The organism is Enteractinococcus helveticum, from assembly GCF_020742345.1.
Classification (GTDB): domain Bacteria; phylum Actinomycetota; class Actinomycetes; order Actinomycetales; family Micrococcaceae; genus Yaniella; species Yaniella helvetica_A.
Map to the genome: position 1 here is coordinate 49,035 of NZ_DYXC01000098.1, position 26,818 is coordinate 75,852.

Consider the following 26,818-nt stretch of genomic DNA (forward strand, 5'->3'; position numbering starts at 1 on the left):
GGGCTAGCGCACAATGTTCACCGGTGGGTTTGGGCCATTTCGTGCTACCCAACTCACTGAGTTGCTCAGTGACGTCCTGAACCGCTCTGGCCGTCAATTGCACCATGCCGTACTGCATGACGTCCAATACCGCAGGGGTCACTACTATGCCATTATGGAAGCCAACGTTCGGCTGCCCGGGGGAGAGCCGAGCCAAGCTTTCTACGGTATAACAACCGCACAAGTACCCTTTGACGCCGTCGGCTATTTCGCCACCATTGCGGACATCGACATTTTCGTCTGGCAGCACCCCGCCGATCCGTTGCTGCCGGGTTTACGATTAGCAGCCACCCCGGCACAGGTCCGTGAGCACTTTGTTCCCGATCGAGAATTAACTGCGTTGAGCGCGGTGATTTACCGGCCACTGAACCGCGCGGTGTTTCAAGCTCGGCTGGCACCTACGACTGCCGGTGGACTCAGCGATACGCTCTTTCTGAAAGTCCTGCGCTCCGGGACCGCCCAACCGGTCTATGCAATGCATCAGCTGCTGGCTGCAGCACACGTGCCAGTGGTGACTCCGGTTGCGGAACCGATCTCGGATGTCCTGGCGCTGCCAGGCGGCAGGGGCATGCCGCTGGGCGAATATACCCGGGCCGAAGGGGCACATAACCGTTTCGACTCCCTGGAGCTGATCGATATGTTAGATCGGTTCCCCGCTGAGATCATGCAACGACCCCAACACGCCTCCTGGGCGGATCGTCACCAGGAATTCATAAGCTCCGCACGGCGCACGATGCCACAAGAAAGCGAACGGATCACCCGGTTGGGTGCCAGACTCCAACGCGCGCACGAACATATCCGGCTTGGACCGATTGTGCCCACCCATGGTGATCTATATGAGGCGCACATTTTGGTGGATCCCATCACCGGTAAAATACAGCAACTCCTGGACGTGGACGGGGCTGGTCCAGGCTACCGGGTGGATGATTATGCGTGCTTGATCGGACACCTAGCAGTCTTGGGATACAACGATCCGCAACCCTGGGGCTGGCAAACCGCTATGGTCACCTTCCAACGCCTGGCTGAGCATACAGATCCTAGAACCCTGGCGGTGCGAGCCACCACGGTTGTCATCAGTCTTATCCCGGCATATCAACCCGATGCCGAAACTCAGTCCAGAGGTAGAGCCTATCTGACAATTGCTGAAGCCCTCATGCAGCTGGCCTAGTCTTCGAAAAATGCCTCTGCGATGAATTCATATTCCGGTTCCAGCGGCGCATCGATGCGAATCCGTTCGGCTTGCCGGCTTACTCGCTGGGCTTCAGTCTCATCGCCTTGACCCCGCAGTGCGGCAGCAAGCCCCAGCAGAGCCGCCTTGCGCAGTTGCGACTTGATACCTTCGGCATCAGCGATCGTAGAAAACAAGGTGATAGCCTCAACCCATTTATGCTTTTCGACCAGGAATTTCCCGGCCAATAACTCACAGCAGTGGCCCATAGCCAGCTCGGCTTCATCCTCAAACATGTCGGCGGCAGTCAGCGCGGTGGCCACAGCTTTATTCGTTTTGCCAAACATCGCATAGGCCCGGGCCTTTAACCGGGTCAGATCTGCGGCCACATACCGCACCTCGTCGTTACTGGCCAGCGTGATCGCCTGATCATAGAGTTGTAGACCCTCGGGCTTGGTCTGTTCGCACAATAATTTGGCAAGTTCGCGCAACCCTTGGGTTTCGACAACCGGATCCTCGGAGGCCTTGCCCATCTCAACGGCCTGACGCAGCAGCTCCTCGGCCTGGGGGTAGACCTCGTTATCCCCGGTTTCGGCCAGCTTCATTCCGGCGGCCAGACTGGTCCGGGCGGCCTCGTGAACACGATCGACCTTGAGAAACGCATCAATGGAATCCCGCCAGTGTTTCACCGCTTCCTGATACCGCTGCTGACGGGACACCGAATTGCCCAAATCAATCAGGGCATGCGCTAGAACATGGTGGTTGCCGTTGAGCCGTTCACGAGTCACCAATCCGGACAACACCTCTTCGGCCTCTGTGACCTCGCCGGCCTCCAGCAGTTGATGTCCCAGGGCAGCCACCAGGCCGGAGGCTTCTTCGACCTCACCTTGTTCTGCTTGATCCACTGCAACCCGCCATGCCAGCACAGACAGCTGATGCTTCTCGGCGCGGCGGGCAACCGATGCCACCAGTGACGCCGCCGAAGCAGCACCAGGGCGAATTTGCAGGCGCGCATAGAGTTCCAGGGCGCGCATGCCAAAAGTGGCGGCTTGTTTCATATCATTGCGGTGATGAGCGATAACCGCCTGCATCATCCACATCGCGGCACGCACAGCCCGGTTGCAACCGGAATCTAAAATTGTCTGTGACAGTTCATCGGCGTCATCCACTTCTTCATTCATCAATTTCAGGTGGGCCAAAAACATTTCAGTATTCGCCAACGAACCAGCCGAGAGACGGTAACCGGCTTCAGCACGACGACGTTGCAATGCCACGGCTTCTTCGATCGAGACCAGCGCCTCATGGGCTCGCATCTGGCTCATCTGATGCACAGCGAGCCCAATGAGAACATCGGTCAGTACCGTATCGATGGAGTCTAAAGAACGCTCTTGCTCGGCAACGCCTTGTAACACAGTGGCCGCGAAACCATCAGCTTCGGCAAATAAAATCGAACCGAGCTGATCTTCCATCTCGGCCTGATGGGTCTGACCGAGCGAACGCAACAACTTGGTGCGCTGTTGGATGGCCTGATGCATGCCGGTTTCGTCTTCAAGTTTATGATGCACAGACGACAGCAGCCGATATAGACCGAGTTTGATATCAGGATTAGTTCCGGCACTGGCTAGACCGTGCGTGGCGCAAGCCAAGGCGCGGTCTAAGTCATCGGCGTATGCGGCTTCGTGTGCCAAATCTAACCAGCCACGAGCAGTGTGTGCGGATTCTTGGTTTAAATCCGCTACCGTCGATCGATTGCCCAGTAGTGCTCGAAGTTTCGGTTCGACAACTGAGGGGAGATGAGATTGGCTGTCTGGTCCATCAAATTCAGCCGACGACGACGAGAATTCCATGACTCATAGTCTAGTGATCACTTTGAGGAGGTTGCGACCACTAGACTGAGAAAATATGGATTTTCAGTGGCGACCCGCGTCTTATGCGCTAATTACGAAACAGGATGACGTTTTGCTGAGCTTATGGGAAAGCTCAGTTGGTTCTTTCTGGACTTTGCCCGGCGGCGGTATCGAATTTAACGAACAACCCGAGACCGCATGCGTTCGTGAAGTATGGGAGGAAACCGGCTACAACGTTGCTCTCACAAGGTTTTTGTCAGTATCTACACACGTTATTCCCAGGGAGAAACGGGTACCTGGACAACATCTTCCGCTGCAAATTTTACGGCTGTTATACAGTGCTCAGATCGTGTCTGGAACACTGCGTCCAGAGGTCGGCGGGTCCTCTACAGACGCCGCCTGGATCCCAATCAGCCAGCTGCATAATCGACAAGAAACCAAGGGACATCGGGTCTCGGAATGGGTTGAAGAAGCCTTGAAGATTTCGGAGCAACTTCGTCGCACACCACAGGAGTCATAACCACGTGAGGAAACCACATAGCTTGCGCTTGGCAGGTCTGGCAGCGGCCACGTTAGTAGTCATTGGGTGTTCCGGACAGGCTGCTGTTGAGACGAATCAGTTGACGATCATAACCACATCAATGGCCCTGGATGAAGCCACCTCGTTAGCGGTGGCCGAATACTTACAAACACACGGTGTCGAGGTAGACGTCCAACAGCACAATGCCCCAGCGCAGGTGTTTGACGCCCTCGAGGCAGAAACCCCAGAAGATCAAACTGTTGTGGGGATCGTCTCGGCGCCTCAAGATCAGCAGGTGGAAGAACGCTCCGTTGAAGTACCCGATAACGTCGAGCTCATCGCTCAAGCACCGGCAGAACTCGGCTTCGTGGCCAGTACCTCATCGATTACGGCGGCAAATTTTGCACGCACCGTGGTGAATGCTGAAGATCCCGAAAAGCCGATGGCCGATGCCTGTGCACAACAGACCTGGTTTCACCCGCAACTGCCCGAAGAATCTCTGCGGGTCATCAGCGATGCACTCGCCGAAGAAGGCTGTGAACCCAGGTTTGAAACCGTGGAAACTCTTGACACCGAAACTTATGGTGCACTGATCGAACAGTTGATAGTGAAGCCGGACACGGTGGTCATGCTACGCGGTCTGGACCCGGCCATCAGTGATCAAGGGTTGGAGACCTTGGACGTTGAGACACAACAGTGGCCCAATAGCAATATTGTGGCCGTGTCTGGCACCGAAGTCGACGACGCCCTAGTAGACCAGATCACTGACGTGCTCGACGTGCTCGACAGTGAAGCCGCAACCACCTTATTGCGCGGTTACTACAATGCTCAGACGTCTGTTTCGGATCTGCAATTTGAGGTCGATGATGCGATTCGGTATTGGCTTGCCCAGTCGGAGCTGAGCGATCCGGACACGGTGATCAATATCACCGGTGACAATGAATAATTGTCATCTACAATCGACCTAAGTTCCAAGCTCAGGAGGACCCGGTGCCCCGCACATACCGTGACATTCGTCAATCATCCAAATTACTCAACGTGCGTTATGACGTGCGTGGTCCCATCCTGGAAGAGGCGCAACGTTTGGAAGCCGCCGGTCAACGCATCATGCGACTCAACATTGGCAACCCGGCCCCATTTGGTTTCGAAGCGCCCAACGAGATCCTCAAAGATATGATCGCCAACCTGCCAGATGCGCAGGGATATTCTGATTCCAAGGGCATCACCTCTGCTCGCCGTGCGGTGTCGCAATACTATGAAACCGAAGGCGTCATGGATATCCGCAGCGATGACGTGTATATCGGCAATGGCGTTTCCGAAATGATTACCATGGTGCTACAAGCACTTCTGGATGACGGCGACGAAGTGCTCATTCCAGCTCCTGACTACCCGTTGTGGACTGGAGCAACCACGTTGTCGGGTGGTCAGGCCCTGCACTACCGGACCGTGGAAGAAGAAGGCTGGGTACCGGATTTAGAGCACATTGAATCCCGGGTCTCGGAACGCACTAAAGCCATTGTGATTATCAACCCGAATAACCCAACCGGGGCAGTTTATGATCGCGAAACCCTCGAAGGCATTTTTGAAATCGCTCGCCGTTATGGGCTCGTGGTCCTGTCAGATGAGATCTACGAAAAGATCCTGTATGAAGATGCCAAGCACATTCACGCAGCCTCTATTGCCGACGACGTTTTAGTCCTGACATTCTCCGGGCTGTCGAAGGCCTATCGGGTAGCTGGTTATCGCGCCGGCTGGGTCGCTGTGTCCGGGGCAAAACACCGTGCCACCGATTTTTTGGAGGGTCTGACCCTGCTGGCCAATATGCGCATGTGTGCCAATGTGCCAGCCCAGCACGTGATCCAAACTGCTTTGGGCGGATACCAATCGATCAATGATCTGATTCTGCCGGGCGGTCGGCTCTTAGAGCAGCGCAACGTGGCAATGAAACTGCTGCGCGAGATTCCGGGTGTCACAGTCCAAGAACCGCACGGGGCACTCTATCTTTTTCCAAAACTGGACCAAGAGCTGTACCCGATCGAAGATGACGAAAGTTTCGTGATTGAGTTGCTGCGCCAGCAACAAATCTTGGTGTCACATGGTGGGGCGTTTAACTACGCGGACACCGATCACTTCCGACTGGTTACTTTGCCTTCGGTGCGTCAACTGACCGATGGTATTGGCCGGATCGCGGAGTTCTTAGAGGATTACCGTTACCGGCACGCTGCACTGTAGCTCTTTGGCGCGGCCGGTAGCTGTCAGGCTAGCAGGTCAGACCGGCAGCGCCACCGTGTCGGTCATTCCTGTTCACAGCAATACATGCGATGCGAACTAGCCGGCGTTATTCGTGTCTGGATCTTGCTGATCGGGGTGGGTTTGGGTTCGGACTTCTTCAAGCCGTGATCGGGCACCTTCCAACCACGCCTCACAACGGCGGGCCAGTGCCTCGCCACGCTCCCACAAAGCCAACGATTCTTCTAGCCCGGCACCTCCGGCTTCAAGCCGTTCCACGGTTTGAATCAGCTCGGTGCGGGCTTGTTCGTAGCTCATCGTATCGACATCGGAAACATCCGCGGATGAGAAGCCTTCAACGGCAGGTTGTGGTTGTTGTTCGGTCATGGAGTTACTCCTTAGATGTTTCAGTTACTGAAGTCGTGGTGGCAGTCAGCCGGCCGGCTGCAACCAAAATATCAAGTTCATCGCCAACTGTGACTCTCGACGCGTCACGCAGAATCGAGTTGTCGTGCTGGACCACCGCGTAGCCGCGATTCAGGGTCTGTTGGGGCGACAATGAACGGACCCGGGCTTTGAGCTGTTCGATGTGGTCGGTGGCCCGGTGCAGCTGGTACCCAAAGCTTGCCCGGGAACGGGTGCTCAGCTGGCTGATTTCTTCGGCCCGCAATTGGATCATAGTCTCGGGCTGCGCCATAACCGGTCGAGACCGCAGTTGGGCGATCTGTTGGTCTTGGACATCCACGAGTCGCTGCACTGCTTGAGCCATGCGGGCGCGCACATCGGTGATTGCTGCTAATTCAATGGCAGCATCGGGCACAATGTTTTTTGCCGCGTCAGTCGGTGTGGACGCCCGGAAATCTGCGACGTCATCTAGCACAGGCCGGTCGGCTTCGTGACCAATTGCTGAGACCACGGCAGTGGTCAGCTCAGATACCGTACGCACCAGGGCTTCATCAGAGAACGGCAGGATGACTTCTTCTAATGCCCCGCCACCGCGGGCGACCACAATGACATCGACATGAGGATTTTGGTCTAAGACATGTAGCGCTGCACTGACTTCATCGGAAACTCGGGGCCCTTGCATTGCCGCATGGATGACTTCGAAGCGGGCCTCCGGCCAGCGTAGCCAGACGTTGCGTTGCACATCGTGCATGGCATCTGAATCACGTCCGGTAATCAAACCAATGGTATTTGGTAGCACCGGAAGTGGTTTTTTGCGGTCTGGCGCAAAGAGCCCTTCATCGGCCAGTGCTCGGCGTAGTCGTTCAACGCGCGCTAAGAGTTCTCCGATGCCAACGGGTCGCATGTCATTGACGATCATGGTCAATCGACCGGTCTTGGTATAAAAGTTTGGCTTGACTAATGCCACCACCCGGGCACCTTCTTTGATCGATGGATCTAGACTATTGGCGGTGCGAGCCCATGCGACGACGGGCAGTGACATTTCAACGTCGAGATCACGCATTGTCATCCACGCGTGGCCGCGACTGACCCGGTGTTCGATGAGTTGGCCTTCAACCCAGGTGGGGGAGACCCGTTCAATGTAATTTTTCAGATTTTCCGATAGTCGCGCCAGTGGCCATGGATTATCTGGGGTGGTGTCGGCAGCAAGCTGGGGTTGAGCTGGCCCGTTGGGGGCTGGAATGTGTTCAGACATATCTACCACTTACACTAGATTTGGAACATCACGATGATGTCATAACCACGACATTGTGAAGAGAGCAGGCGTTAGGAATGCGTAACTTCTTGGCGGTTATATTAGCCATCATTGCCGGTATTACCGCTTCCTTTGGGCTGGTTTCGTGGAAATTGAGCGAACTGATTCATCAGCCCGAACCTATCCAAGCTATCCTAGGTTCTGGCCCGGGGGCTGAAGAATTTAAGGCTGCCGTACCCGGGGCGGTTGGGAATCTGGCCACCGATACCACCGGGATCGCCGTCGTGGATGACGCTTTGAAGCAGGCCATTTCGGAAGTTTCTGCTCGTATTGTGTCACATGAAGAGTTTGATGCAGCCTGGTCTGAGTCGTTGGAACAAACTCGTCTGGGATGGCTTGATGACATTACCGGGCTGCGTGAACGTTTGGAGGCCGGAGAGTCGTTTCCGGAAAACTCCACTGAAGCACAATTGGTTCTGCAATTGGGGCCGGTCACTGACCTCACCTTATCGATGATTGAAGATGCTGTGGCCGAAGCTACCGCTGACCTGCCGGGAGTTGAAGCCCCTTCATTGCAGTTGGACGGTGAATCAGAAACATCAGTTGCTACCTCAATTCCACCGGTGAGTTTTTTGACTGCTGAACAGGTGGTCATAGTCGAAGAAGTGATGACCTTGTGGCCGGCGACTTTGGCCTTGGCAGCGATGATCTTTGTGATGGCGTTAGTCGTTGCCTCCTGGGGTAGTCGTTGGATTGTCTGGTTGGTGACCGGTCTTGTCTCGGCGGTGTGCGGCGCAGCCGCCAAACTTGGGTACATGTGGATGCAAAATATCGTTCTGCAACGAACTGAAGACGACCCGAATCTGATTTTGGTCCGCGCGTTATTGGACACTGTTGAGAGTTGGGCGAATCCGCAGCTACTGGTCATGGTTGCCGTTGCCATTGGGATGGCACTGTTGGGTATTCTGGGCGGTTTTATTTCAGCGAATCGTCGTCGATCCTAGCGCTCGTCCCGATAGCGGACGGCTATGTGGCCAGCTGGTGAATTCACGTGGGTATCGGGACTACCTGGCACAACATCAGTGTTGTGGGCCGAGACGGCTCGCCAATAGTCTCCGTGATCATCGTGCAAGCGTGTGACGACAAAGCTCATGACCGTGCGTCGGTCTTGGGTTTCCTGGCCGTCTGGTGTGTTTTGTCCGCTGATGGTGACCCGCGCGTGGACGACGGCATGATCTGTACCCAGCATGCGGGTTTCGGTTCGGCCAACGTTCATGGTGGACTGGCCGAAAATATTGGCAAAACCGAATGCGTGGGCTGTTCGGATGCGTTCTTGAGTAGTCCACCACAGACCGGTGACGTTGACGAAGTCGGCGTCGTCGACAAAGAGTTTTGCTAACGCATTGGCATCGTGGGCGTTCCAGGCCTGTTGAAAGCCGGTAATAATAGATTTTGGTGATTGCCGATCCATGGTCTTACTCCGCTTTGGTCTTGCCACCGGTTGCATCAATATTGGCCTGCAGCTCCGGTGCGGTGACATCCCGGGCAGTCTGCTGCACGGGTTCTGCCACAGCGATTGCATCGAGAGAAGCATCGAGTTCTTCGAGACGACGTGCAGACGGCAGCACACGACCCTCAAGTGTCGCCATCATCGAATTGAACCGGGTGACCGTAGTGTTAATGGACTTACCCAGTGAATCCAGACGACGTCCTAATAGCCCAAGACGCTCATAGAGTTCACGGGCGGACGCAAATACGGTTCGGGCATTATCCACGAGGGTCTCCTGTTGCCAGGCATAGGCAACCGATTTCAATGTTGCCAATAATGACACCGGTGACACCAGGGCCACCCCCTGGCTAAAGGCATAGTCCAAGAGTTCTGCGTCGGCTTCTAGAGCTGCCGACAGGTGGGATTCTGCCGGCAGGAACAGCAATACGAGATCCGGGGTGTTATCTAAGGCATGCCAATATTTCTTGGTTCCGAGATCTTTGACATGTGCTCGAAGTGCTCGAGTGTGGGCTGCTTCAAGTTCGGCACGACGTCGTTGGTCTTCTTCAGAGCCGTCGGCCGGAATTTCGGCGGCTTGCAGAATAGCCGACATGGGCGCCTTCGCATCCACGATCAGGGATTTGCCACCCGGTAAGTGCACCAGCATATCCGGACGGAACTGTTCCCCATCACGCTCAGCGGTGTTGACCAACAGGCTGACTTGCTCTTCAAAATCCGTATGCTGGAGCATGCCCGCGGCTTCCACGATGCGTCGCAACTGGACTTCACCCCAGTGCCCGCGAGCCGATGACGAGCGCAGACTGGCCACCAGCTTCTGCGTATTTTCCAACAAGGCAGCATCGGTAAGGTGGGCGGTGCGCAATTGCTGAGAGAGCTGGCCGTATTGTTGGCCGCGGTCGCGTTCCAGCTGCGCCACCTGGGTGCCTAGGTGATCCAATTGTTGTGCCAGTGGACCCAACATCTGCACGATCTGATGCTGCGATTGGAATTGCTCACGATCTTCGGTGCGTTGGCGCTCCAGCAGATCGGCGCGTGTCTGAGCAGTGGCCAACTGCTCTCGAAGTGCGGCCTCAGTAGTACCATCTGATGGTCCACCCCCGGTACGCTTGGCAACCACGTAGCCGATGATGAAAAACAGTACGGCAATCAAAATACACAGCACGATCGCAGTCGAAATCTCCATACCTCTAAGACTTACACATCGGAAGGACAAGATAAGCCGGGCGCGCTGGCACCGTCTCGGGTGTGCCGTCGATAACCGGTACTTGCAGTACTGGCAAATACTGGCACAATGTAACCTAGGCAACACCTCGATGAATGGAGTATTTTGTGGCAGAATCCAGCTTGCACAACAAGGCCGTGTTGATCTCCGGCGGTAGCCGCGGCATTGGCCTGGCCATTGCCAAACGTCTCGCACAAGACGGTGCAAATATTGTCTTGCTTGCCAAAACCGCCCAGCCGCATCCGAAACTGCCCGGAACCGTGTATACGGCCGCCGATGAGATCCGTGAAGCTGGGGGACAAGCACTGCCGGTGGTGGGGGATGTTCGCGAAGAATCTGATATCCAAGCCGCTGTGGACGGTGCAGTGGAAGAATTCGGTGGCATCGATGTCGTCATTAATAACGCATCGGCCATCAATCTGGAGCCGGCAGCCGATATTGACATGAAACGCTACGACTTGATGCACGACATCAACGCCCGCGGCACATTTCTGCTGACCCGAACTGCACTGCCACACCTGAAAGCTTCTGCAGATCCTAGAATTCTGAGCCTGTCGCCACCGCTGAATATGTCACCGAAGTGGTTGGGCGCAGCCCCGGCCTACATGATGGCCAAATACGGGATGAGCTTGGCCGCACTGGGCATCGGAGCACAAAACACCATCCCGGCGACCTGTTTGTGGCCCAAAACCACCATCCAAACCGCAGCGGTGCAGTATGCGCTGGGTGGCACCACGATGTATGAGCGTTCGCGAACCCCGGAGGTCTATTCTGATGCCGCCCATGTCGTGTTGACCGCTGAGCCAAGCCGATACGCCGGTCGCACGATGCTGTGTGAAGACGTCCTAGAAGACGCCGGGATCACCGATTTCGCCAAATACTCGCCCGGTGTGGATCCAGCCGACCTCGAAAAGGACATTTTCGTGGACTAACTCATCGATAGGCTATGAGCTAGCGGGTGTAGTTCATTTCGCTGTCGCATTATCGATCACGGGAGGAGTCATGCGCGAATTGACCTTAGCTACGTTAGGCATAACGGTCCAAGAGCATGACACGGTGGTCGTAGATTTCTGGGCACCCTGGTGTACCACCTGTGTACGGTTCCGTCCTATTTTCGCCGACGTCGCAGCCCAGGTAGACGACGTGCAGTTTGCCACCGTCAATACGGATGAACAGCAAGACCTGGCTGCCATCATGGGCATCCGATCGCTGCCTACGGTCGTAGTATTTCGCAATGGCAAACATGTCTTTGCCAAATCGGGGGTGACCACCCGCCGACAGCTAGCAGAGATCATCGAACAGCTCAAAACGATCCAGCCAGAAAACACGTCGAACCCGGCATAAGAGTTATCCACAATTTGGCCGACACGACCTACGGGGTGTTGTAGCTGCTGTCAGAGTCGTGATCATCCATACCATTTCTAGGCAAGGAGATCATGATGATCACTACGGCAGACACTACGTTACGTATTCGTGAATTCACTCGACGTGAGAAAACGTGCATTCGCCAAGACGTTAAACGTTTCGAGAAAATTGGGCGAGACCATCACTGCAACAGTCTAGAAGACTATGTGGACTTTGTCCGTGAACGTATCAGATTCACGGATGAGGGAGGAATCACCACTAAATCCTTGTTGTTGATTAGGGGGCTGATCGCCTATTTTGGAGATCGACTCATCAGGCAGACCACCATGGAAAGAGTTGCGACCACGCTGCAGCATACACCTGGTTCGCTGGTACGTGACCCACAGACCTTCCAAACTGTTTTTATCGCAAACTTAATCTTCGACCATCTGATCGCTGATGATCTGTGGGCTCCATCCCTGGACGAAATCATGGATGAGCTAATTGACTGGAATGACGGATATTTGGATACTGAAGATGTTCAGACGGATTATGCCTGGGATCCAAATACCGGCCTGAGGGAGTATCTAGTAGCCTGATATTTCGGTCAAGCGTGATCCGGTTTTGGAAACCAGCGTTGACTATGACGCAAAGCGTCGTCGAAGCCGGGAATTGAGACCTGACGTATGCCAAGGTTAAAACGTAGCTTCCCATTCACTTAGCTCATCCTGTGCACATCGAAAGCGAGGCGCAGCTAGATGCCAGAACACGACCACGACCATCACGTCCATATGACCCAAGAACATGTTGAACATGCAAATGATGACAGCCACACAGGGCATGGGCATCATGTCCACGGTGATCATGGAGACCATGTAGGGCAATTCCGTCGGCTGTTTTGGATCAACCTGGTTATTGGCATTCCAGTGGTCTTGTTCTCGCCGATGTTTGGACACTTGCTGGGATATGACGTCCCCGAGGGGGCGCTGTGGATCGCGCCGTTAGTTGGCACGGTCATGTATGTCTGGGGTGGCTGGCCGTTTTTGAGCGGTGCAGTGAATGAGATCAAGGCCCAAGCGCCCGGGATGATGTTGCTGATTTCATTGGGTATCACGGTGGCATTTCTCGCCTCCTGGGCGGCGACCCTCGGGCTGGTCGCTGCTGATCTTGAATTTTGGTGGGAACTGGCGCTTCTGATCGTGATCATGCTGCTGGGGCACTGGATCGAAATGCGCTCGCTCGAGCAGACCACCTCGGCACTTGACTCGCTGGCGGCACTGTTACCGGATGAAGCAGAACGACTCGACGGCGACGACATTGTCATCGTGAAACCAGACGAGTTGCGTGTCGACGACGTCGTACTGGTCCGACCCGGCGCTAGCGTACCGGCCGACGGTGAGATCCTTGATGGACGGGCTGCTATGGACGAGTCGATGATTACCGGTGAATCACGTCCAGTCGGACGGGGCATCGGATCCTTTGTCACGGCAGGAACCGTGGCCACAGACTCTGGAATCAAAGTCCGAGTGACCGCTTCGGGAGACGACACGGCGTTGGCCGGAATCAACCGGCTGGTTGCCGAAGCGCAAAGCTCATCATCACGAGCACAACGCCTTGCAGATCGCGCAGCAGCATTATTATTCTGGTTCGCCCTCGCTGCCGCCGTAATCACGGCAATTATCTGGTTGGTCGTCGGTGGCCCTGAAACATCCGTCGCCAGAGTCATTACCGTCTTAGTTATTGCTTGTCCACATGCATTAGGTTTGGCCATCCCTCTTGTCGTCTCGATTGCCACGGAACGTGCTGCCCGAGGTGGGGTGTTGATTAAGGATCGCTTGGCATTAGAAGCGATGCGCGAGGTCGATGCAGTCCTCTTTGATAAGACTGGAACACTAACCAAGGGCAGCCCGGCTGTCACCGATGTCGAGCCTGTCAGCGAGTACACCCAAGATGAAGTTTTGGCGCTTGCAGCAGCGGCTGAGACGCCCAGTGAACACCCACTAGCGAAAGCCATCGTTGGCGCAGCACAACAGCGCGGTCTCGATATTCCCCGTCCTGCCGAATTTTCATCGTCTCCAGCAGTCGGGGTGTCCGCGATGGTCAATGCTCAGCGCATCCAAGTGGGCGGACCGTACATGCTGGCTGAAGCTGATCGTCAGGAAATTCCTGTTGCCCAACAATGGAAGACCGAAGGCGCCATTATCTTGCATGTGCTGCGAGACGGTGAAGTGATCGGCGGGCTGAAGCTTGCCGATGAGATCCGATCTGAATCATATGAGGCAGTCCAAGTCCTCCATAGATTAGGCGTCGAAGTCGTGATGATCACCGGGGACGCCGAAGCCGTTGCTCAAAACGTTGGACAACAACTGGGCATAGACCGCATCTTTGCAGGAGTACGCCCCGAAGATAAATCTGCCAAAGTCGCCCAACTGCAAGACGAAGGTAAGCAAGTCGCGATGGTTGGAGACGGAGTGAACGATGCCCCCGCATTAGCGCAGGCTGATGTCGGCATTGCCATTGGTGCCGGAACCGATGTTGCCATAGCTTCCGCCGGGGTGATTCTGGCAAGCTCAGATCCGCGATCAGTGCTGTCGGTAATCGAATTATCTCGTGCCACGTACCGCAAGATGAAACAGAACCTGTGGTGGGCTGCCGGTTACAACCTGCTGGCTGTTCCACTGGCCGCCGGTGCCTTAGCACCCATCGGAGTCGTGCTACCAATGTCGGTTGGAGCGATTCTGATGTCGTTGTCGACTGTAGTCGTTGCACTAAATGCACAGCTGCTACGGCGCATCGATCTATCGCCGGAAAACAGTGCAGCGTCGGTATCTGTATCTTGATTTCTGTTCGCGATACTTCTACGGAGCATCTGCTACTCGAATCAACGCGCTCACCCCTGCTGGTCTTTGGACAACGATCGAATAGCAGGACTCTGCTTGGCGAGGTCTTGCACGGTAGACAGAATCAGTTCCTGCATGGCCCGAACCGCACGACTCAGTGTGACCTCACGGCGATGCGCCAATGAAATGGTGCGAGTGAGCGCAGGTTCAGTCAGACGGCATGACAACAGGTTCGGCCGATCAAGCAGCACAGTCGCAGGCACGACCGCGACCCCGAGGCCGCGCTCAACAAAGCGAAGCACGGCGTCCATCTCTGCCCCCTCCAAGACAACATTCGGTTCCAATTTTTGCTGCCGATACGCGTCCATAGTCGTAGCACGCAGATCATAGCTGTCGGAGAACAGGATTTGTGGCAGATCGGCCAATTGTCGAAGCGTCAGCTGGTTTCGATACCTGCCAAAATGCTGTCCATCGGAAGCAATCACCACCAGTTCTTCTTCGAGTAACGGGATATGATCCAGGCTCTCCGCAGACGAGGGATCATGCTCAGAGGCGACCACGATAGCTAGATCAAGTGTGCCACTGTTCAACTCGTTCAGCAGGTGATGGGAACCAGATTCCCGGAGATGAAGATCCACGCCTGGGTAATCACGGTGATAAGGCCCAACAGTCTCAGCCACCACAGACACACACATGCTTGGTGGGGCTCCAAGCCGTACGCGGCCACGTTGCAAACCGGCGAGTTCTTGCATTTGGAAGCGGATCTGCTCCGCATCTGCCAGCATGCGGGAAGCTACCGGCAACAGTGTCTCGCCGGCAGCCGTCAATGTGATGTTTCCCCGAGCGCGATAAAACAGCTCGGAACCTAACTCGGATTCCAATGTTGAGATTTGTCGACTCAGGGTGGGTTGAGCAATGTGTAATTGCGCAGCTGCCCTGGTGAAATGCCCAGTTTCAGCTACTGTGAGAAAACTTTGCAGTTGTTCAAGATTCATATCAATAGCATATCTGCATTGAATTGACTCAGATAATTCATTGGACTAATCATGCTTGCGGTTCTTAGCGTGGAGCCATGATGAAAACCAGAACCAAAGAACAACAGGTTTCTACCAGCGTCTTAGTGATCGGCACCGGTGGCTCAGGCTTACGAGCTGCCATAGAATTGGCAGAACAAGGCGTCGACGTGATCGCAGTCGGGAAGCGTCCACGAAATGATGCGCACACTGCGCTCGCAGCCGGTGGCATCAACGCAGCTCTGGGCACCATGGACGCCGAAGACAGCTGGCAACAACACGCCGCCGACACCATCAAAGAAAGCTACTACCTAGCTGACCCGAGAACCGTGGAGACCGTAGCCAAAGGAGCTGCAGAAGGCATCGGCGACCTTGAACGCTATGGCATGGGCTTTGCCCGAGAAGAAGACGGCCGCATCTCCCAACGATTCTTCGGAGCACATACCTTCCGTCGTACGGCATTCGCTGGAGATTACACTGGTCTAGAAATCCAACGCAGCCTAGTTCGACGAAGCGAACAACATGAAATCCCGATCCTCGATACCGTCTACATCACCGACATTCTGACCAACGACAATCGAGTCTTCGGAGCCTACGGCTTCGACATCAATAACGGCACCCGATATCTGATTCACGCTGACGCGGTAATCCTAGCGGCCGGGGGACACAACCGCATTTGGCGACGCACCTCCTCTCGACGCGACGAAAATACTGGTGACTCATTCCGTCTTGCCGTCGAAGCCGGTGCTCGCCTCCGGGACCCTGAGCTTGTCCAGTTCCACCCCTCAGGTATTTTGGAACCCGAAAACGCTGCCGGAACCCTCGTATCAGAGGCCGCCCGCGGCGAGGGTGGAATCCTCCGCAATGCGCTCGGAGAACGCTTCATGGAACGCTACGACCCCGAGCGTATGGAGCTTTCCACTCGAGACCGGGTAGCGCTTGCCGCATATACCGAAATCCAGCAAGGCCGGGGCACCGAAAATGGGGGAGTCTGGCTCGACGTTTCCCACCTGCCACGCGAGGTTATCCTGGAACGACTGCCGCGGGTTTATCAAACACTGATGGAAACCCAGATGCTTGATATCACTCGCGAACCAATCGAAATCGCGCCGACGGCACACTACTCGATGGGTGGCGTATGGGTGCGACCAGAAGACCACTCCACTGATGTTGATGGCCTCTATGCAATCGGTGAAGCATCTAGCGGTTTGCATGGTGCCAATCGGCTTGGCGGCAACTCACTGATCGAATTACTTGTCTTCGGCCGTATCGTCGGACAGGCCGCAGCGCAATACTCTGCCAATCTACTGGCCCAGACGCGTTCCGCAGATGCCGTTGCCAAGGCGCGCGGCGAAGTCGATCGACTACTCACGGCTGACGGTGAAGAGAACGTCCGAGCCTTGCAACGCGCCATCAGGGACATGATGACCGAATGCGCCGGCGTAGTGCGTTCCGAAGAAGGATTAAAGCAAGGTCTAGCTCGTCTGGATGAAATCGAAGCGCGGATGAAAAACGTTGGAATCCATCCAGACATCGCCGGATTCCAGGATCTGGCACACGCGTACGATCTGAAATCCTCCGCCCTCGCAGCCCGAGCAACGCTCGAAGCCGCGTTGGAACGTCGAGAGACTCGCGGCTGCCACAATCGCAGCGATTATCCGCAGATGGATCCAGACATGCAAGTCAACCTCGTCTGGTCACCAAAAACCGGTGTGACTCGAGAAGAAATCGCCCCGATCCCAGAGGAAATCAGCGAACTGATCCGGGACGTCAGCCAAGAAGGCAAACTCGTCGAATAATGGATACAGTGTGGTCTCCTACGGCCAGTCGGAACGGGAGGCCACACCGTCAAGGCATCGGCCCGGAGACGATCTGGGGCGGTGCGAAACACTAAATATTCTGCCGAAAGTTCAAAAACCCACACAGCCAACTCTGGACCAATTCCACCAGGTAGAGTAGGGGCCGTGTCTTTATCAATAGGTTTTGTCGGACTGCCCAACGTCGGTAAGTCAACGTTATTTAATGCCATCACTCGCCAGACAGTGCTCGCTGCAAACTACCCGTTCGCAACCATCGAGCCAAACGTCGGGATCGTGAATCTTGCCGATGAGCGGTTGGACAAGCTCGCAGAAATCTTCGGCTCACAAAAGGTGCTGCCAGCAACCGTCTCATTTGTAGACATCGCCGGCATTGTTAAAGGCGCTTCCGAAGGTGAGGGCCTAGGCAACCAGTTCCTGGCTAATATTCGTGAATCCTCCGCCATTGCTCAGGTAGTCCGCGTATTTGAAGACACCGACGTCATTCACGTCGACGGTGAGATCGATCCCTCCTCCGATATCGAAACCATCAATACCGAGCTGATTCTGGCAGACATGCAGACCCTGGAGCGCGCCATCCCGCGCGTTGAAAAAGAGGTCAAAGGTAAGAAGACCGATAAAGAAGTCTTGGACTCGATGCTTGCCGCCCAAGCAGTCCTGGAACGTGGCGACACCATCTTCTCGTCGGTTGAATCCGACAAGCTGGAGATGGAGCATCTGCAGGAACTCAACCTATTGACAGCAAAACCATTTATCTATGTCTTCAACTCTGATGACAGCGTGCTGGCTGACGAAGCACGCAAACAAGAGCTGGCCGACATGGTGGCTCCAGCTCAAGCCGTATTCCTCGATGCGCAGTTTGAATCCGAACTCGTGGAACTGTCCGAAGACGAAGCACGCGAAATGCTCGAGATGGCCGGCCGTGAAGAATCCGGCATGGACCAATTAGCCCGCGTGGGCTTCGAAACCCTCGGGCTGCAAACATACCTAACTGCCGGACCAAAAGAAGCACGTGCCTGGACTATCCACAAGGGCGACACCGCGCCAGAAGCCGCAGGGGTCATACACACCGACTTCCAGCGCGGATTTATTCGGGCCGAAGTTGTGTCATTCGAAGACCTCGTCGCCGCAGGTTCTATGGCCGAAGCCAAAGCACAAGGAAAGGTCCGGCTGGAAGGTAAGGACTACCTGATGCAAGACGGCGACGTTGTGGAGTTTAGGTTTAATGTATGACGCCCCTTCTGACCTGGGGTTTTATTCGCAGTAAACGCTACAAAACCGTGTAGCCGAGACTGGTTGTAGCAGGATCTGTAGCGCTCGTGCAGCGAGTGGTCGAGCGTGTCAGGGCAAGGAAAAGCCGCCGGGATCTACCATCCCGGCGGCCTGACGTGGTGGTGCGTAGTCAGTCCTCGACCGTGATCACCAGCGGCTCGGACTCAAGGTTGACAGTGGAGTCTCCCCGGTACTCCCAGCTCCCGCCGAGCTCTGTGTCGACCTCGGCATCGACGGTGATCTCGAAGGACTCGATGTCGACCGGCACGGCGATCGGCATGTCGAGTCTGGCCGTACTGGTCTCATCCAGCGGAATGTCGACCTCTATTGGGTCTCCGGCATCGGGGGTGACCGTGACGCGGACATTCGCATTGGTCACATGCACCTCTCCGCTGCCTGACAGGTCGAGCGCGATGGACCCGGAAAGGTGCATCCAGGCAGTGTCAGGCTCAGCCCATCCCTCTTCCGGGTCCCATGCGCCAATCTGTGCGTCACTCAGGTCCACGTTCAACGCAACCTCTTTCGTGGTGTCGCCGCTGTGGGCTCCGGTGAGTTCTAAATGCCCAGTCGGTATTTGCAGTGTCTCTTCGATGTCGGCATGGGTCGTGTCCCGGTAGTACGCTGCGGCGATGTCGTCGGGTGTTCTTTCGCCGGTGGTCAGGTCCACGGTCTGATCATGTCCGGCCTGTGAGACCACCAGCGAGGCATCCCCCTCGGCGGGAACCGAGGCGATGTAGGCCTGCTCCGAGTGCTCGCTACCCAGTGTTCCCAGTTCTTGGGTCTGACCGTCAGTGGAGAGGGACAGCATGGGGGAGCCTGGCATCTCCGCCTCATGATCTGCGTCCTGGCCAGTGGAGGAATACCCTCCTGAGTCCGAGTATCGCACCTGCACCAAGCGGAACACCTCCCCGTCTGCGGGCCGCAAGGTCTCGTCGTCTGCTGCGGGGGTGGCGTCGTCGCCGATTTGCGCAGGCACAGTTTCGACTGTGCTCACTCGCTCGATAGTGAGTGTCCCTGTGGGCATCACCACCGTGCCTGCGTCACCAGGGGTTGTTACGTCCGTCGTGGCCAGCCCCGACACGTCGGGGACTTCCAGAACCATCCCGCTCTCGGCGGACGTCGCTGATTGCCCTGCGGGGTCTTCGTCGGTTCCTGAGCAGGCAGCGAGCCCCAGCACCATCACCATCAGTGCCCCTGTTGTCGCCGCGGTCTTCTTCATGCATCTCCCTCTGTCGTGGGGTCCGACCGACGCCGGACCTATGAATCTTGGATCTAGCGATCCTCGAACCAAACGATAGCAGGGGTCGAATGTTGGGCCGTGACTAGGAAGAAAAGGGATACTTGAATCGGCTCGTTGCGAAACGAATGCGGGAACACCGAGAGAATCCCGGATTTACGCAAGAAGGATTCGCCCATGAAATAAAAATGGACCGGGCATTGTGAGCCAGATATGATCGCGGCGAGCGGAATATCTGACTCGACGCACTCGAAACCCTCGCCGCCCGAATCGGCGTGGACCCGTTTGACCTACTGGCACGCCCGCACCCCACGGAAGTGTCTGACGTGGACTGACCTCCCGACTGCACCACTTCTCGTTGAGGGCAAGGGTTCCAGCGAAGCGAACCCGCGGCAGCCCTGACGACCCCCGCCTGAGCATCGCATGACGTAGCCGGCGACCTCCAGGCTCGTTGCAGATATCTTTCGCGCCAACACGGTGCGATGCATGAAGACCTCTGCACCACGAGACCCCCGGTTTGATGAGCCGTGTCTGTGAAGGACACCTGCTATCCACGGGTCTCTGTGGGCGGGTAGGCCGTCGCTCGGCCGTTGAGGATGCGGTGTGATCGTCGCTGAGCCATGACCCGATTGTAGCGTTTCCACCCGGGAGAGATCCTTATGGAGGACTTCATCGAGGGCTTTGGGATCACGCAGAACAAGCTGGCTGTATCCCTCGGGGTGCCGCCGCGACGCATCAACGAGATCGTGCACGGCAAGCGAGGGATAACCGCGGATACGGCGATCCGTCTGGCGCGGTACTTCGGGACGTCCGATGAGTTCTGGATGAACCTGCAGTCCAACTACGAGCTGCGGTTCGAACGTCGGGCGCTGCGTGACAAGATTGCAGCGATCACGCCGCTGGAAGTGGCGTAGACGGGCGGCTCATGATCGCGGTGGATGAATTGATCCGGCCCGTCCTGGATCATCTGCGCCGCAAGGACCCGGGCTGCGTCCCGGCAGCGACATCGACCTGCTCGCACTCACCCGCCGATCGTTGACATCAGCAGAGCGGATCTCTCTGGTCTCCATGCATCTCGGGTTCTCGGGGTAGATCGGGCACGAGCCACAGTTTCCCGAAGTCGCCGGCCGTCGCCCGTTGGAAGTCACCAGCGTGGTCGTGGACGACGTGCAGTCACTGACGAAGAACCCTCGGCGCGACTTCCAGTTCGGCGAGTGGATGCGCAGTGAACTTGTGGCCGGCCTCGTACCTGCCCCGGAACGTGATCCGGTGTGGTGGTCCTGTTGTCCACCGCGCTGGATTCGCATCGGGTACTGTACGGAGCACCACTGGAAGGTCTCGTTCGTCCCGTGCCGCCGAGTCGGGGCAGATCCTTCTGAAATATCAGGCCGCTGAGCGGGTTCGCCCTCGTCTGGACAAGGCTGAGGCGGATCTGTTGGCGCTGGCCAAAGGGGAATACCTCGGGCGGGCTCGAGTGGACTGGAGACGCGAACACGACCGGACGCTCGGTGTCGTGCAGACCCTACGACATCTGATTCACGAAGCCGCGGACGTCCGTGGATCGGGGCATAATCGATCTCCGCAGGACAGATCGGACAAGGGGCCTCGGCTGTGACGCAGAGTTCCCGTGGTGTGTAGCAGTCGTCCATCTCGAGAGCGCATCGTCCCACGTCATAGTGCGAACTGCGATATGAGCGACGTGACTCTTCCCGAGTTCCGGTTTAACGTCTAGAGTTCACGGCGCATACTGCTGGACCAAGTGGCAGCGGATATGCTCTGACGTTCCTTGGCAGACCCCGCAGGGCTAGTCCGCTCAACCACCGCTCCATCGGTGGTGTCGTCGAGCGAACAGGCCGTGCTTGGGTCGAGCTGATCGTTCCGTTCTCACTGTTCCTCAGGCGGAGTTCTAACGAGGGCGTCGGGTGCTCCGCCTTCGCCGGCTGCTCCAAGGTCGCTGGGTGCTCTGCCTTCGCCGGGACCTCCGGTCATACCAGAGCCTTCCTGCTGGGTGACGCTGCCGGCGTAGTCGTTGCTCGGGTCGCGGTAGATGGTGTGGACGTGTCCCCAGCCGGAGGTGGAGATGCCGTCGACGTCGGCCCCGGCCGAGCCTTGCTGGGCCTGGAACGCGACGTAGACGTTCGGACCGGAGATCGAGAAGTTGATGCCGTCGCCGCTGGACATGTCGTATGTTGTCTCGCCCGACCAGGCGATGACGGTGTCGTCGAGCGTTGTCTCGATCTCGGCCAGCTCAGCGGTGTTCGTCTCCTCGTCGGCCATCCCGGCCCAGTTGGCGATCAGCTCCAGGAGGAGCTTCTTTTGCTTATCGGTGAGGTCGGCACCGGTCAGCCCGGAACCGGTCGAGAAGTCGCAGGTGTCGCCGGGCGCGCACATGCTGACATCGCCGGAGGTGAGCGTGGCCTGCTGGTTGTCGGTGAGGCTGTCGAAGAAAGCGAAAGCGTCGGTGTAGATCCCGTCGAATGGCTGTACTTCGTCGCCGTCGTCGTTCGTGTAGACGGCGGGCTGGACGCCGAGGTGCGTCGGTGCGAAGGTGATGGCGTTCTCGCCACCATTCAGGTCGGCGTTGATGCCGAGGTGGTGGCCGCCGAATTGGATGGACCATGCATCGGTGTCGGAGGGGTCGCCGAATAAGGCGATGTAGTACTGGCCTAGCGAGTCCTCCGTGCTGCTGCTGTTCTCGTGAAGGTACTCGTCGCCTCCCATGATCCCCTCGACGGTCGCGTAGGCCTCTTCGCTGAGCAGCTCCTCGAGGACCTCGAGGGCAGCGGCCCTCTGTTCGTCTGTCAGATCGGTGAGGTTCAGGCCGGCACGATCGACGAAGGTCACGGGGAAATTCGACCACGAGGTGGACTTCGTCTCGTCGTCGTAGTCGTAGGTCAGTGTCTCGATCTGCTCGTCTGACAGTGTGGCCATGAACGCCAGTGCAGCAGCTGTCGTGTTGGAGATCGTCGAGGCGGCGGTCGTCGTGTCGCCGAGCGACAGCTCGCTGTCGCTCGCTGCGGAGTCCGCCGTCGATGTGGTCGACGTCTGACTGTTCGTCTCAGCGGTGGCGGTGTCCGTGGAACCCACGGAGCAGCCGGTTAGCACGAGTCCACCGCTCACCAGGACGGAAGCGGCCTGCAGAGCTCCGCGGCACAGGAGCAGGCGAAACGGTGTCGTTGTCCTGTCGGCGTTGGACTGTTGCATGGGGCTCTCCTTGGAGTTGATTCTTGGGGAATGATCGGTGGGCTGGTAGGCGTCCGAAGGTCATGAGTCCGGGCCTGTCGGTGCCTCACCGGTCAGCGACTCGTCGCCGGGTCCTCCGTTCGTCTGTGCATCCAGACTATTGCTGTGCCTTTTCGCGGAGCATCGTCCTGTCGCAGACACCTCGTACCGCATCCGCAGTATCTGGTGATGCCGCGGTCGGCTGACGAGGTGCGCGCCGCCTATGCCTTCGCCTTCCCCGCTCGGCGGCTCGTCTCCCACGTAGTTGTAGCGACCATTGCAGCGGACTAACAGACCGAGGCGGAGTCGTGTGCCAACCATCACCGCAAGTGTGACATGACGTGAAAGTGGCTTCTTGATCGCGCGGAAGCGAGCCAAGGCTGTTTCGGTCACGGCGTAGCCTCCGAGCGCGGAGAAGAAAGGCAGCAGTATCAGCGGCAGCCAGAAGCCGAAGAATAGAGCCTGGAAGAAGATGGACCAACCGGGCGGTGACAAAGTCAACGAAACGGTTGTTCACCAGGAAGGGCAACTCTGAGGAGAAAGAGAGGGCGTCGCAAATCCGCTTCGCCGATGCATACTCAGGTTTGGTTACGGTCAAGGCATGCAGCATCGTGAGAAAGGTGGCCGTTAGCTGAAAGACGATTTCCCACCCAAGGGGAAATGGGCGGCATCAAGGTAGAGCGTCAACAGTGCAGTGAGTGCGAAGGCTTCACGCATGAGTTTGTTTACTAGCTTGCCGTTGGACAAGCTGGACACCGAGACCCATGAAAAGACTGGTCCTGTCTGGCGATGATCAGGGCGGCTATTGATTAGTGCTGTTAGCGTACGGTAGTTCTCCTCGGTACCGACTGGCAGTGGTTGATCCGTGCCGAACTCGGCCGTGGTCCGGTTTTCGACCTGACATCTGACTGCGGGACAACGAACGGGGTCTGTGGGGCGAATCACTCGTTCTAGAATGTGGGGGCGGGACGGAAAAGCGGGATCAAGATGTGGTCGATGAACTCTGCCTGCGCCGCTTCGCTCAGCTCGGAGCGGTCCAGGAGATACCTCTTCAGGATCTTCCCGAGGATCAACTCGAAGAGCAAGCCGCCGTTCAGAGTTGAGCCCGACGGGGCGTGTCGCTCGACCACGACCTGGCAGTCCTGACGCCGACGATCCAACGCTGCATCGTCCAAGCACCGGAAGGCTCCTTGATAGCGGCGAGGTGGAGGAACAACCCGACCAGCACGCTCAGGTCCGTGCGCAGATTACTGGCATCGCCAGCAGCAGGTGCATCAGCAGAGCGTTCGGCACCGCCGCATTGAGGACGATAAGCATCCAGACCCCGGGGTGTTGTCTCCAGTTCATTTTCATTGTGCATCCCTTCTCTAGGCTCCGGAGCACGAACCGTCCGATGTCATGCGAAGACGACGAAGTCGGAACCTGCTCTAGGGGTACGATGGCGTACACAAAGGGCAAGCTGAGCGCTCCTGTCGATAGCTCTGTCCATAACGCGGTGGAATTTCGGTTTGACGTTTGACGTTATTGACGCTTGGCGCTATATGATGGTCCCATAATTAGATCGTTCGGCGACAAGGAGACCGAACAACGGTGGCGTCGTGAACGCGTGCGGTTGATAGATCCTAGGAGCCATCGGGTCGCGTTGCGCAAGTTTCGTCAGGTGGGGTCTGCGGGGGTTCCTCGAAGACTTCCGCGTGTCACCTGGGCGCCGACTCGAAGCCCTCCAAAGTGACCGGGCCGGTCAGCACAGCATCAGGATCAACGACCAGCGGCGGGTTTGTTTCGTATGGACGGACGCTGGACCAGAGGAGGTGGAGATCGTTGACCAGCACTGACAAGATCGAGCCGATCCACCCGGGTGAGGTCCTCAGGGAGGACTTCATTGAGGGCTTTGGGATCTCGCAGAACAAGCTCGCCGTGTCGATCGGAGTGCCGCCTCGGCGGATTAACGAGATCGTCCAGTGCAAACGGGGGATTTCGGCGGACACTGCCCTGCGACTTGCGAAATACTTCGGCACGTCGGCGGAGTTCTGGATCAATCTACAGCGCCACTACGAGTTGGACCGTGCCGAGGACATCGCAGGGGAACAAATCGCTTCGATCTCGCCGCTGGTGCGCATGTCGACATCTTCCCGTGAAGTGCGCCAGAAGGTCGTGGCATACGTTATTCATAATCAGCGGCTCCTGGTGTTTACACATGACGACGTTGCGCTGGAAGTTGCTGGTGTTCAAGTGCCTGCCGGTTCGATCTCGGCGGGTGAGTCACCGTGCGATGCGGCAGTGCGCGAGGTGTGGGAAGAGACCGGCCTGACAGTGAGGGTCGTGCGCGCGCTCGGCATCGAACGGTACGACATGTGGCCATCGAAGCCAGAAGTGCATGAACGACACTTCTTCGAGCTTGAAGTCCTTGACGATCACTTGCCGGAACGGTGGAGCGCCGGTGAGGACGACTCGTCCGATGGCAGCCCTGTCGTGAAATGGACTTGTTGGTGGATGCCGCTAAGAAATGCCCACGCCCTGTGCGCGGGATTCAGCACCCGCATTGGCGAGCTTGATTATTGAGATCGGGATGCATGATGTCGCGCACGTGACGGAACCTGGTCGAGTTCAGGTTTAACGTCTAGCGTTATTGGCGCCTTTCGATATAGGCGGTCGTACAATCAGCTCGTCAGGTGACCGCGATACTGAGTGTGTCTGGCATCGTGAATCGGCTAAGCGAATTGCTCCGCGCATTCACAAAGTCGCTAACCGTAAACTTCATTTGTTTGACGCGCCAACAACTCTAAAACTTTCAATGTGCTCCATGTTGCGCAGGAGAGACTAGCCGGGAAGCAGAGTTATTCGATTTCGAGGCATTTATTGCGTCCAAGAGATCGTGAGCGAGTACTGGCTCACTCCGGCCGCTCAGCAAGCCCTTTTATAGATCTGAAACTTTATCGAAGTGTGCTGGGATAGTTTGCAGACGCGTGGTCTTCTATTTGAGACGTGAAGATAGAGTTGATGTTGTCAGGATACTGTCCCAGCGAGTGGATTTTGAACGGCACCTTGAGCTCGTCGTCTAATACGGCCAAGGACAAAAAGGATTCGTCATCACATTGGTGAAGTTCTTGATCGAAGCAGAACAACGAGAGGTTTTGACCTGTGAATAATCCTCATGCCACCGTGCAGGGAATTCAATCTTGCTGCTTTGTCTGTAGGGGCTGAATCCGGTAGTTGCTTCGCTACTGCGGCGGGAGATTTCGGATTTTTGGCTGCGAATGCCTACGCGATCCGGCCCGAATGAGTCGTGGGTACGTCGGGCACTGTCACGGTTTTCGTGCCTGTTGCACCGGACAGGTAGATAGCGGGCATCGTGCGATGGCGATCGCGGTGGCTCCCGTGCTATGGGTTCCTTTCGTAACTTGCTGTGGTCATGGCAGCTGCGCAGTGTTCGACTAGTGCCGTAGTAGTCAGGTTTGGGTTTGCGGTAGGTAGCCCAGGCATTTTCACTGATGCCGCCCGCTCACATTCCTAATGCTCTGACTCGTCTCATAAAATACATCGGATATGTACGTTACATGTCCGATCGACGACCTTACCGGGCGTAACTAAGAAACTACGGCGCCACTGAACTACCGACCGACGACACCAACGAACCCTGGTTGAAAACCTGTTTACAGTATCGTCTGCTGGTTTTATATCAATATGTACGAGAAGATGAGTCCAGGACGTCCTGGCTGTGATCACCGCCGGCAACCCTACGGCAGTGGATTAGTCAGTGGCGCCCGCTCGAACAAATAGCATGTTCTCAGTGCTGGTCTCGGAACCAGACTCGGCGAGATCGTCTTATGGCGCCCACCGTTTGGCGAGCGCACAGGAGTGCCTCTGGCATCAAATCT

21 protein-coding genes and 3 pseudogenes are annotated in these 26,818 nt (G+C 56.7%); 15 read left to right on the forward strand and 9 right to left on the reverse strand.

Annotation, left to right across the window (positions count from 1 at the left end):
• The first annotated feature begins 13 nt into the window (after positions 1 to 13).
• Entirely contained in the window at positions 14 to 1,207 is a 1,194-nt protein-coding gene (locus K8V32_RS09140; RefSeq protein WP_303906156.1) for a phosphotransferase, read from the forward strand.
• Here K8V32_RS09140 and K8V32_RS09145 read toward each other — a convergent pair.
• Positions 1,204 to 3,054, reverse strand: a complete 1,851-nt coding sequence (locus tag K8V32_RS09145; protein ID WP_303906159.1) for a tetratricopeptide repeat protein — start codon at positions 3,052 to 3,054, stop codon at positions 1,204 to 1,206. The genes K8V32_RS09140 and K8V32_RS09145 overlap by 4 nt on opposite strands.
• Before the next feature lie 55 nt (positions 3,055 to 3,109).
• Here K8V32_RS09145 and K8V32_RS09150 point away from each other — a divergent pair, with 55 nt between their 5' ends.
• From K8V32_RS09150 to K8V32_RS09160, 3 genes are read left to right on the forward strand one after another with little or no spacing between them, the layout of a single operon-like run.
• Positions 3,110 to 3,574: an NUDIX hydrolase gene (locus tag K8V32_RS09150; protein WP_303906161.1), complete on the forward strand. Its 465-nt coding sequence runs from the start codon at positions 3,110 to 3,112 to the stop codon at positions 3,572 to 3,574.
• 4 nt (positions 3,575 to 3,578) lie between these two features.
• The gene (locus K8V32_RS09155; protein ID WP_303906162.1) at positions 3,579 to 4,520 is read left to right on the forward strand and encodes a hypothetical protein; all 942 of its coding nucleotides are present in this window, start codon (positions 3,579 to 3,581) and stop codon (positions 4,518 to 4,520) included.
• A gap of 44 nt (positions 4,521 to 4,564) precedes the next feature.
• Positions 4,565 to 5,806, forward strand: a complete 1,242-nt coding sequence (locus tag K8V32_RS09160) for a pyridoxal phosphate-dependent aminotransferase (RefSeq protein WP_303906165.1) — start codon at positions 4,565 to 4,567, stop codon at positions 5,804 to 5,806.
• Positions 5,807 to 5,902: 96 nt separating this feature from the next.
• Here K8V32_RS09160 and K8V32_RS09165 read toward each other — a convergent pair whose 3' ends face one another.
• Both K8V32_RS09165 and xseA read right to left on the reverse strand, forming a co-directional pair.
• Positions 5,903 to 6,190: an exodeoxyribonuclease VII small subunit gene (locus K8V32_RS09165; RefSeq protein WP_303906168.1), complete on the reverse strand. Its 288-nt coding sequence runs from the start codon at positions 6,188 to 6,190 to the stop codon at positions 5,903 to 5,905.
• 4 nt (positions 6,191 to 6,194) lie between these two features.
• A complete protein-coding gene (xseA, locus tag K8V32_RS09170) occupies positions 6,195 to 7,463 on the reverse strand; it encodes an exodeoxyribonuclease VII large subunit (protein WP_303906172.1) in 1,269 nt (422 codons plus the stop codon).
• Between the two features lie 77 nt (positions 7,464 to 7,540).
• Between xseA and K8V32_RS09175 the strand changes: the two genes are divergently transcribed.
• A complete protein-coding gene (locus tag K8V32_RS09175) occupies positions 7,541 to 8,467 on the forward strand; it encodes a Link domain-containing protein (protein ID WP_303906175.1) in 927 nt (308 codons plus the stop codon).
• Here the strand turns inward: K8V32_RS09175 and K8V32_RS09180 are convergent.
• Entirely contained in the window at positions 8,464 to 8,934 is a 471-nt protein-coding gene (locus tag K8V32_RS09180) for an SgcJ/EcaC family oxidoreductase (RefSeq protein ID WP_303906179.1), read from the reverse strand. The genes K8V32_RS09175 and K8V32_RS09180 overlap by 4 nt on opposite strands.
• A 4-nt stretch (positions 8,935 to 8,938) precedes the next feature.
• On the reverse strand, positions 8,939 to 10,156 hold the full coding sequence (locus K8V32_RS09185; protein WP_303906182.1) for a DNA recombination protein RmuC: 1,218 nt from the start codon (positions 10,154 to 10,156) through the stop codon (positions 8,939 to 8,941).
• A gap of 134 nt (positions 10,157 to 10,290) precedes the next feature.
• Here K8V32_RS09185 and K8V32_RS09190 point away from each other — a divergent pair, with 134 nt between their 5' ends.
• The 4 genes from K8V32_RS09190 (at position 10,291) to K8V32_RS09205 (ending at position 14,379) form a co-directional block, all read left to right on the forward strand.
• A complete protein-coding gene (locus tag K8V32_RS09190; RefSeq protein WP_303906185.1) occupies positions 10,291 to 11,127 on the forward strand; it encodes an SDR family oxidoreductase in 837 nt (278 codons plus the stop codon).
• 70 nt (positions 11,128 to 11,197) lie between these two features.
• Positions 11,198 to 11,539 (forward strand): thioredoxin family protein, encoded by a 342-nt coding sequence (locus K8V32_RS09195; RefSeq protein WP_303906188.1) that lies wholly within the window; start codon positions 11,198 to 11,200, stop codon positions 11,537 to 11,539.
• A gap of 92 nt (positions 11,540 to 11,631) precedes the next feature.
• Complete coding sequence (locus tag K8V32_RS09200; RefSeq protein ID WP_303906191.1) at positions 11,632 to 12,138, forward strand: hypothetical protein; 507 nt, start codon at positions 11,632 to 11,634, stop codon at positions 12,136 to 12,138.
• Positions 12,139 to 12,297: 159 nt separating this feature from the next.
• The gene (locus tag K8V32_RS09205) at positions 12,298 to 14,379 is read left to right on the forward strand and encodes a heavy metal translocating P-type ATPase (RefSeq protein WP_303906194.1); all 2,082 of its coding nucleotides are present in this window, start codon (positions 12,298 to 12,300) and stop codon (positions 14,377 to 14,379) included.
• 50 nt (positions 14,380 to 14,429) lie between these two features.
• Here K8V32_RS09205 and K8V32_RS09210 read toward each other — a convergent pair whose 3' ends face one another.
• Complete coding sequence (locus K8V32_RS09210; RefSeq protein WP_303906197.1) at positions 14,430 to 15,374, reverse strand: LysR family transcriptional regulator; 945 nt, start codon at positions 15,372 to 15,374, stop codon at positions 14,430 to 14,432.
• 77 nt (positions 15,375 to 15,451) lie between these two features.
• Between K8V32_RS09210 and K8V32_RS09215 the strand changes: the two genes are divergently transcribed.
• Complete coding sequence (locus K8V32_RS09215; RefSeq protein WP_303906200.1) at positions 15,452 to 17,191, forward strand: L-aspartate oxidase; 1,740 nt, start codon at positions 15,452 to 15,454, stop codon at positions 17,189 to 17,191.
• A 165-nt stretch (positions 17,192 to 17,356) separates the two neighbouring features.
• The gene (gene ychF / locus K8V32_RS09220; RefSeq protein WP_303906203.1) at positions 17,357 to 18,442 is read left to right on the forward strand and encodes a redox-regulated ATPase YchF; all 1,086 of its coding nucleotides are present in this window, start codon (positions 17,357 to 17,359) and stop codon (positions 18,440 to 18,442) included.
• A gap of 169 nt (positions 18,443 to 18,611) precedes the next feature.
• On the opposite strand, the gene K8V32_RS09225 is transcribed toward ychF, so the two are convergent.
• Positions 18,612 to 19,475 (reverse strand): hypothetical protein, encoded by an 864-nt coding sequence (locus K8V32_RS09225; protein WP_303906206.1) that lies wholly within the window; start codon positions 19,473 to 19,475, stop codon positions 18,612 to 18,614.
• 884 nt (positions 19,476 to 20,359) lie between these two features.
• On the opposite strand from K8V32_RS09225, the pseudogene K8V32_RS09230 reads away from it, so the two are divergent.
• Together K8V32_RS09230 and K8V32_RS14635 are read left to right on the forward strand one after the other, a co-directional pair.
• Positions 20,360 to 20,632: pseudogene (locus K8V32_RS09230) on the forward strand (HigA family addiction module antitoxin); the annotation flags it as partial.
• 347 nt (positions 20,633 to 20,979) lie between these two features.
• On the forward strand, positions 20,980 to 21,333 hold the full coding sequence (locus tag K8V32_RS14635) for an aminoglycoside adenylyltransferase domain-containing protein (RefSeq protein WP_369681056.1): 354 nt from the start codon (positions 20,980 to 20,982) through the stop codon (positions 21,331 to 21,333).
• A gap of 269 nt (positions 21,334 to 21,602) precedes the next feature.
• Here the strand turns inward: K8V32_RS14635 and K8V32_RS09235 are convergent, their stop codons facing one another.
• Both K8V32_RS09235 and K8V32_RS09240 read right to left on the reverse strand, forming a co-directional pair.
• On the reverse strand, positions 21,603 to 22,922 hold the full coding sequence (locus tag K8V32_RS09235; protein WP_303906210.1) for a DUF3500 domain-containing protein: 1,320 nt from the start codon (positions 22,920 to 22,922) through the stop codon (positions 21,603 to 21,605).
• 968 nt (positions 22,923 to 23,890) lie between these two features.
• On the reverse strand, positions 23,891 to 24,115 hold the full coding sequence (locus tag K8V32_RS09240; RefSeq protein WP_303906213.1) for a hypothetical protein: 225 nt from the start codon (positions 24,113 to 24,115) through the stop codon (positions 23,891 to 23,893).
• Positions 24,116 to 24,761: 646 nt separating this feature from the next.
• Between K8V32_RS09240 and K8V32_RS09250 the strand changes: the two are divergent.
• Both K8V32_RS09250 and K8V32_RS09255 read left to right on the forward strand, forming a co-directional pair.
• Positions 24,762 to 25,052, forward strand: a pseudogene (locus K8V32_RS09250) (HigA family addiction module antitoxin); the annotation flags it as partial.
• A 51-nt stretch (positions 25,053 to 25,103) separates the two neighbouring features.
• Positions 25,104 to 25,502: pseudogene (locus tag K8V32_RS09255) on the forward strand (NUDIX domain-containing protein); the annotation flags it as partial.
• Between the last annotated feature and the right edge of the window lie 1,316 nt (positions 25,503 to 26,818).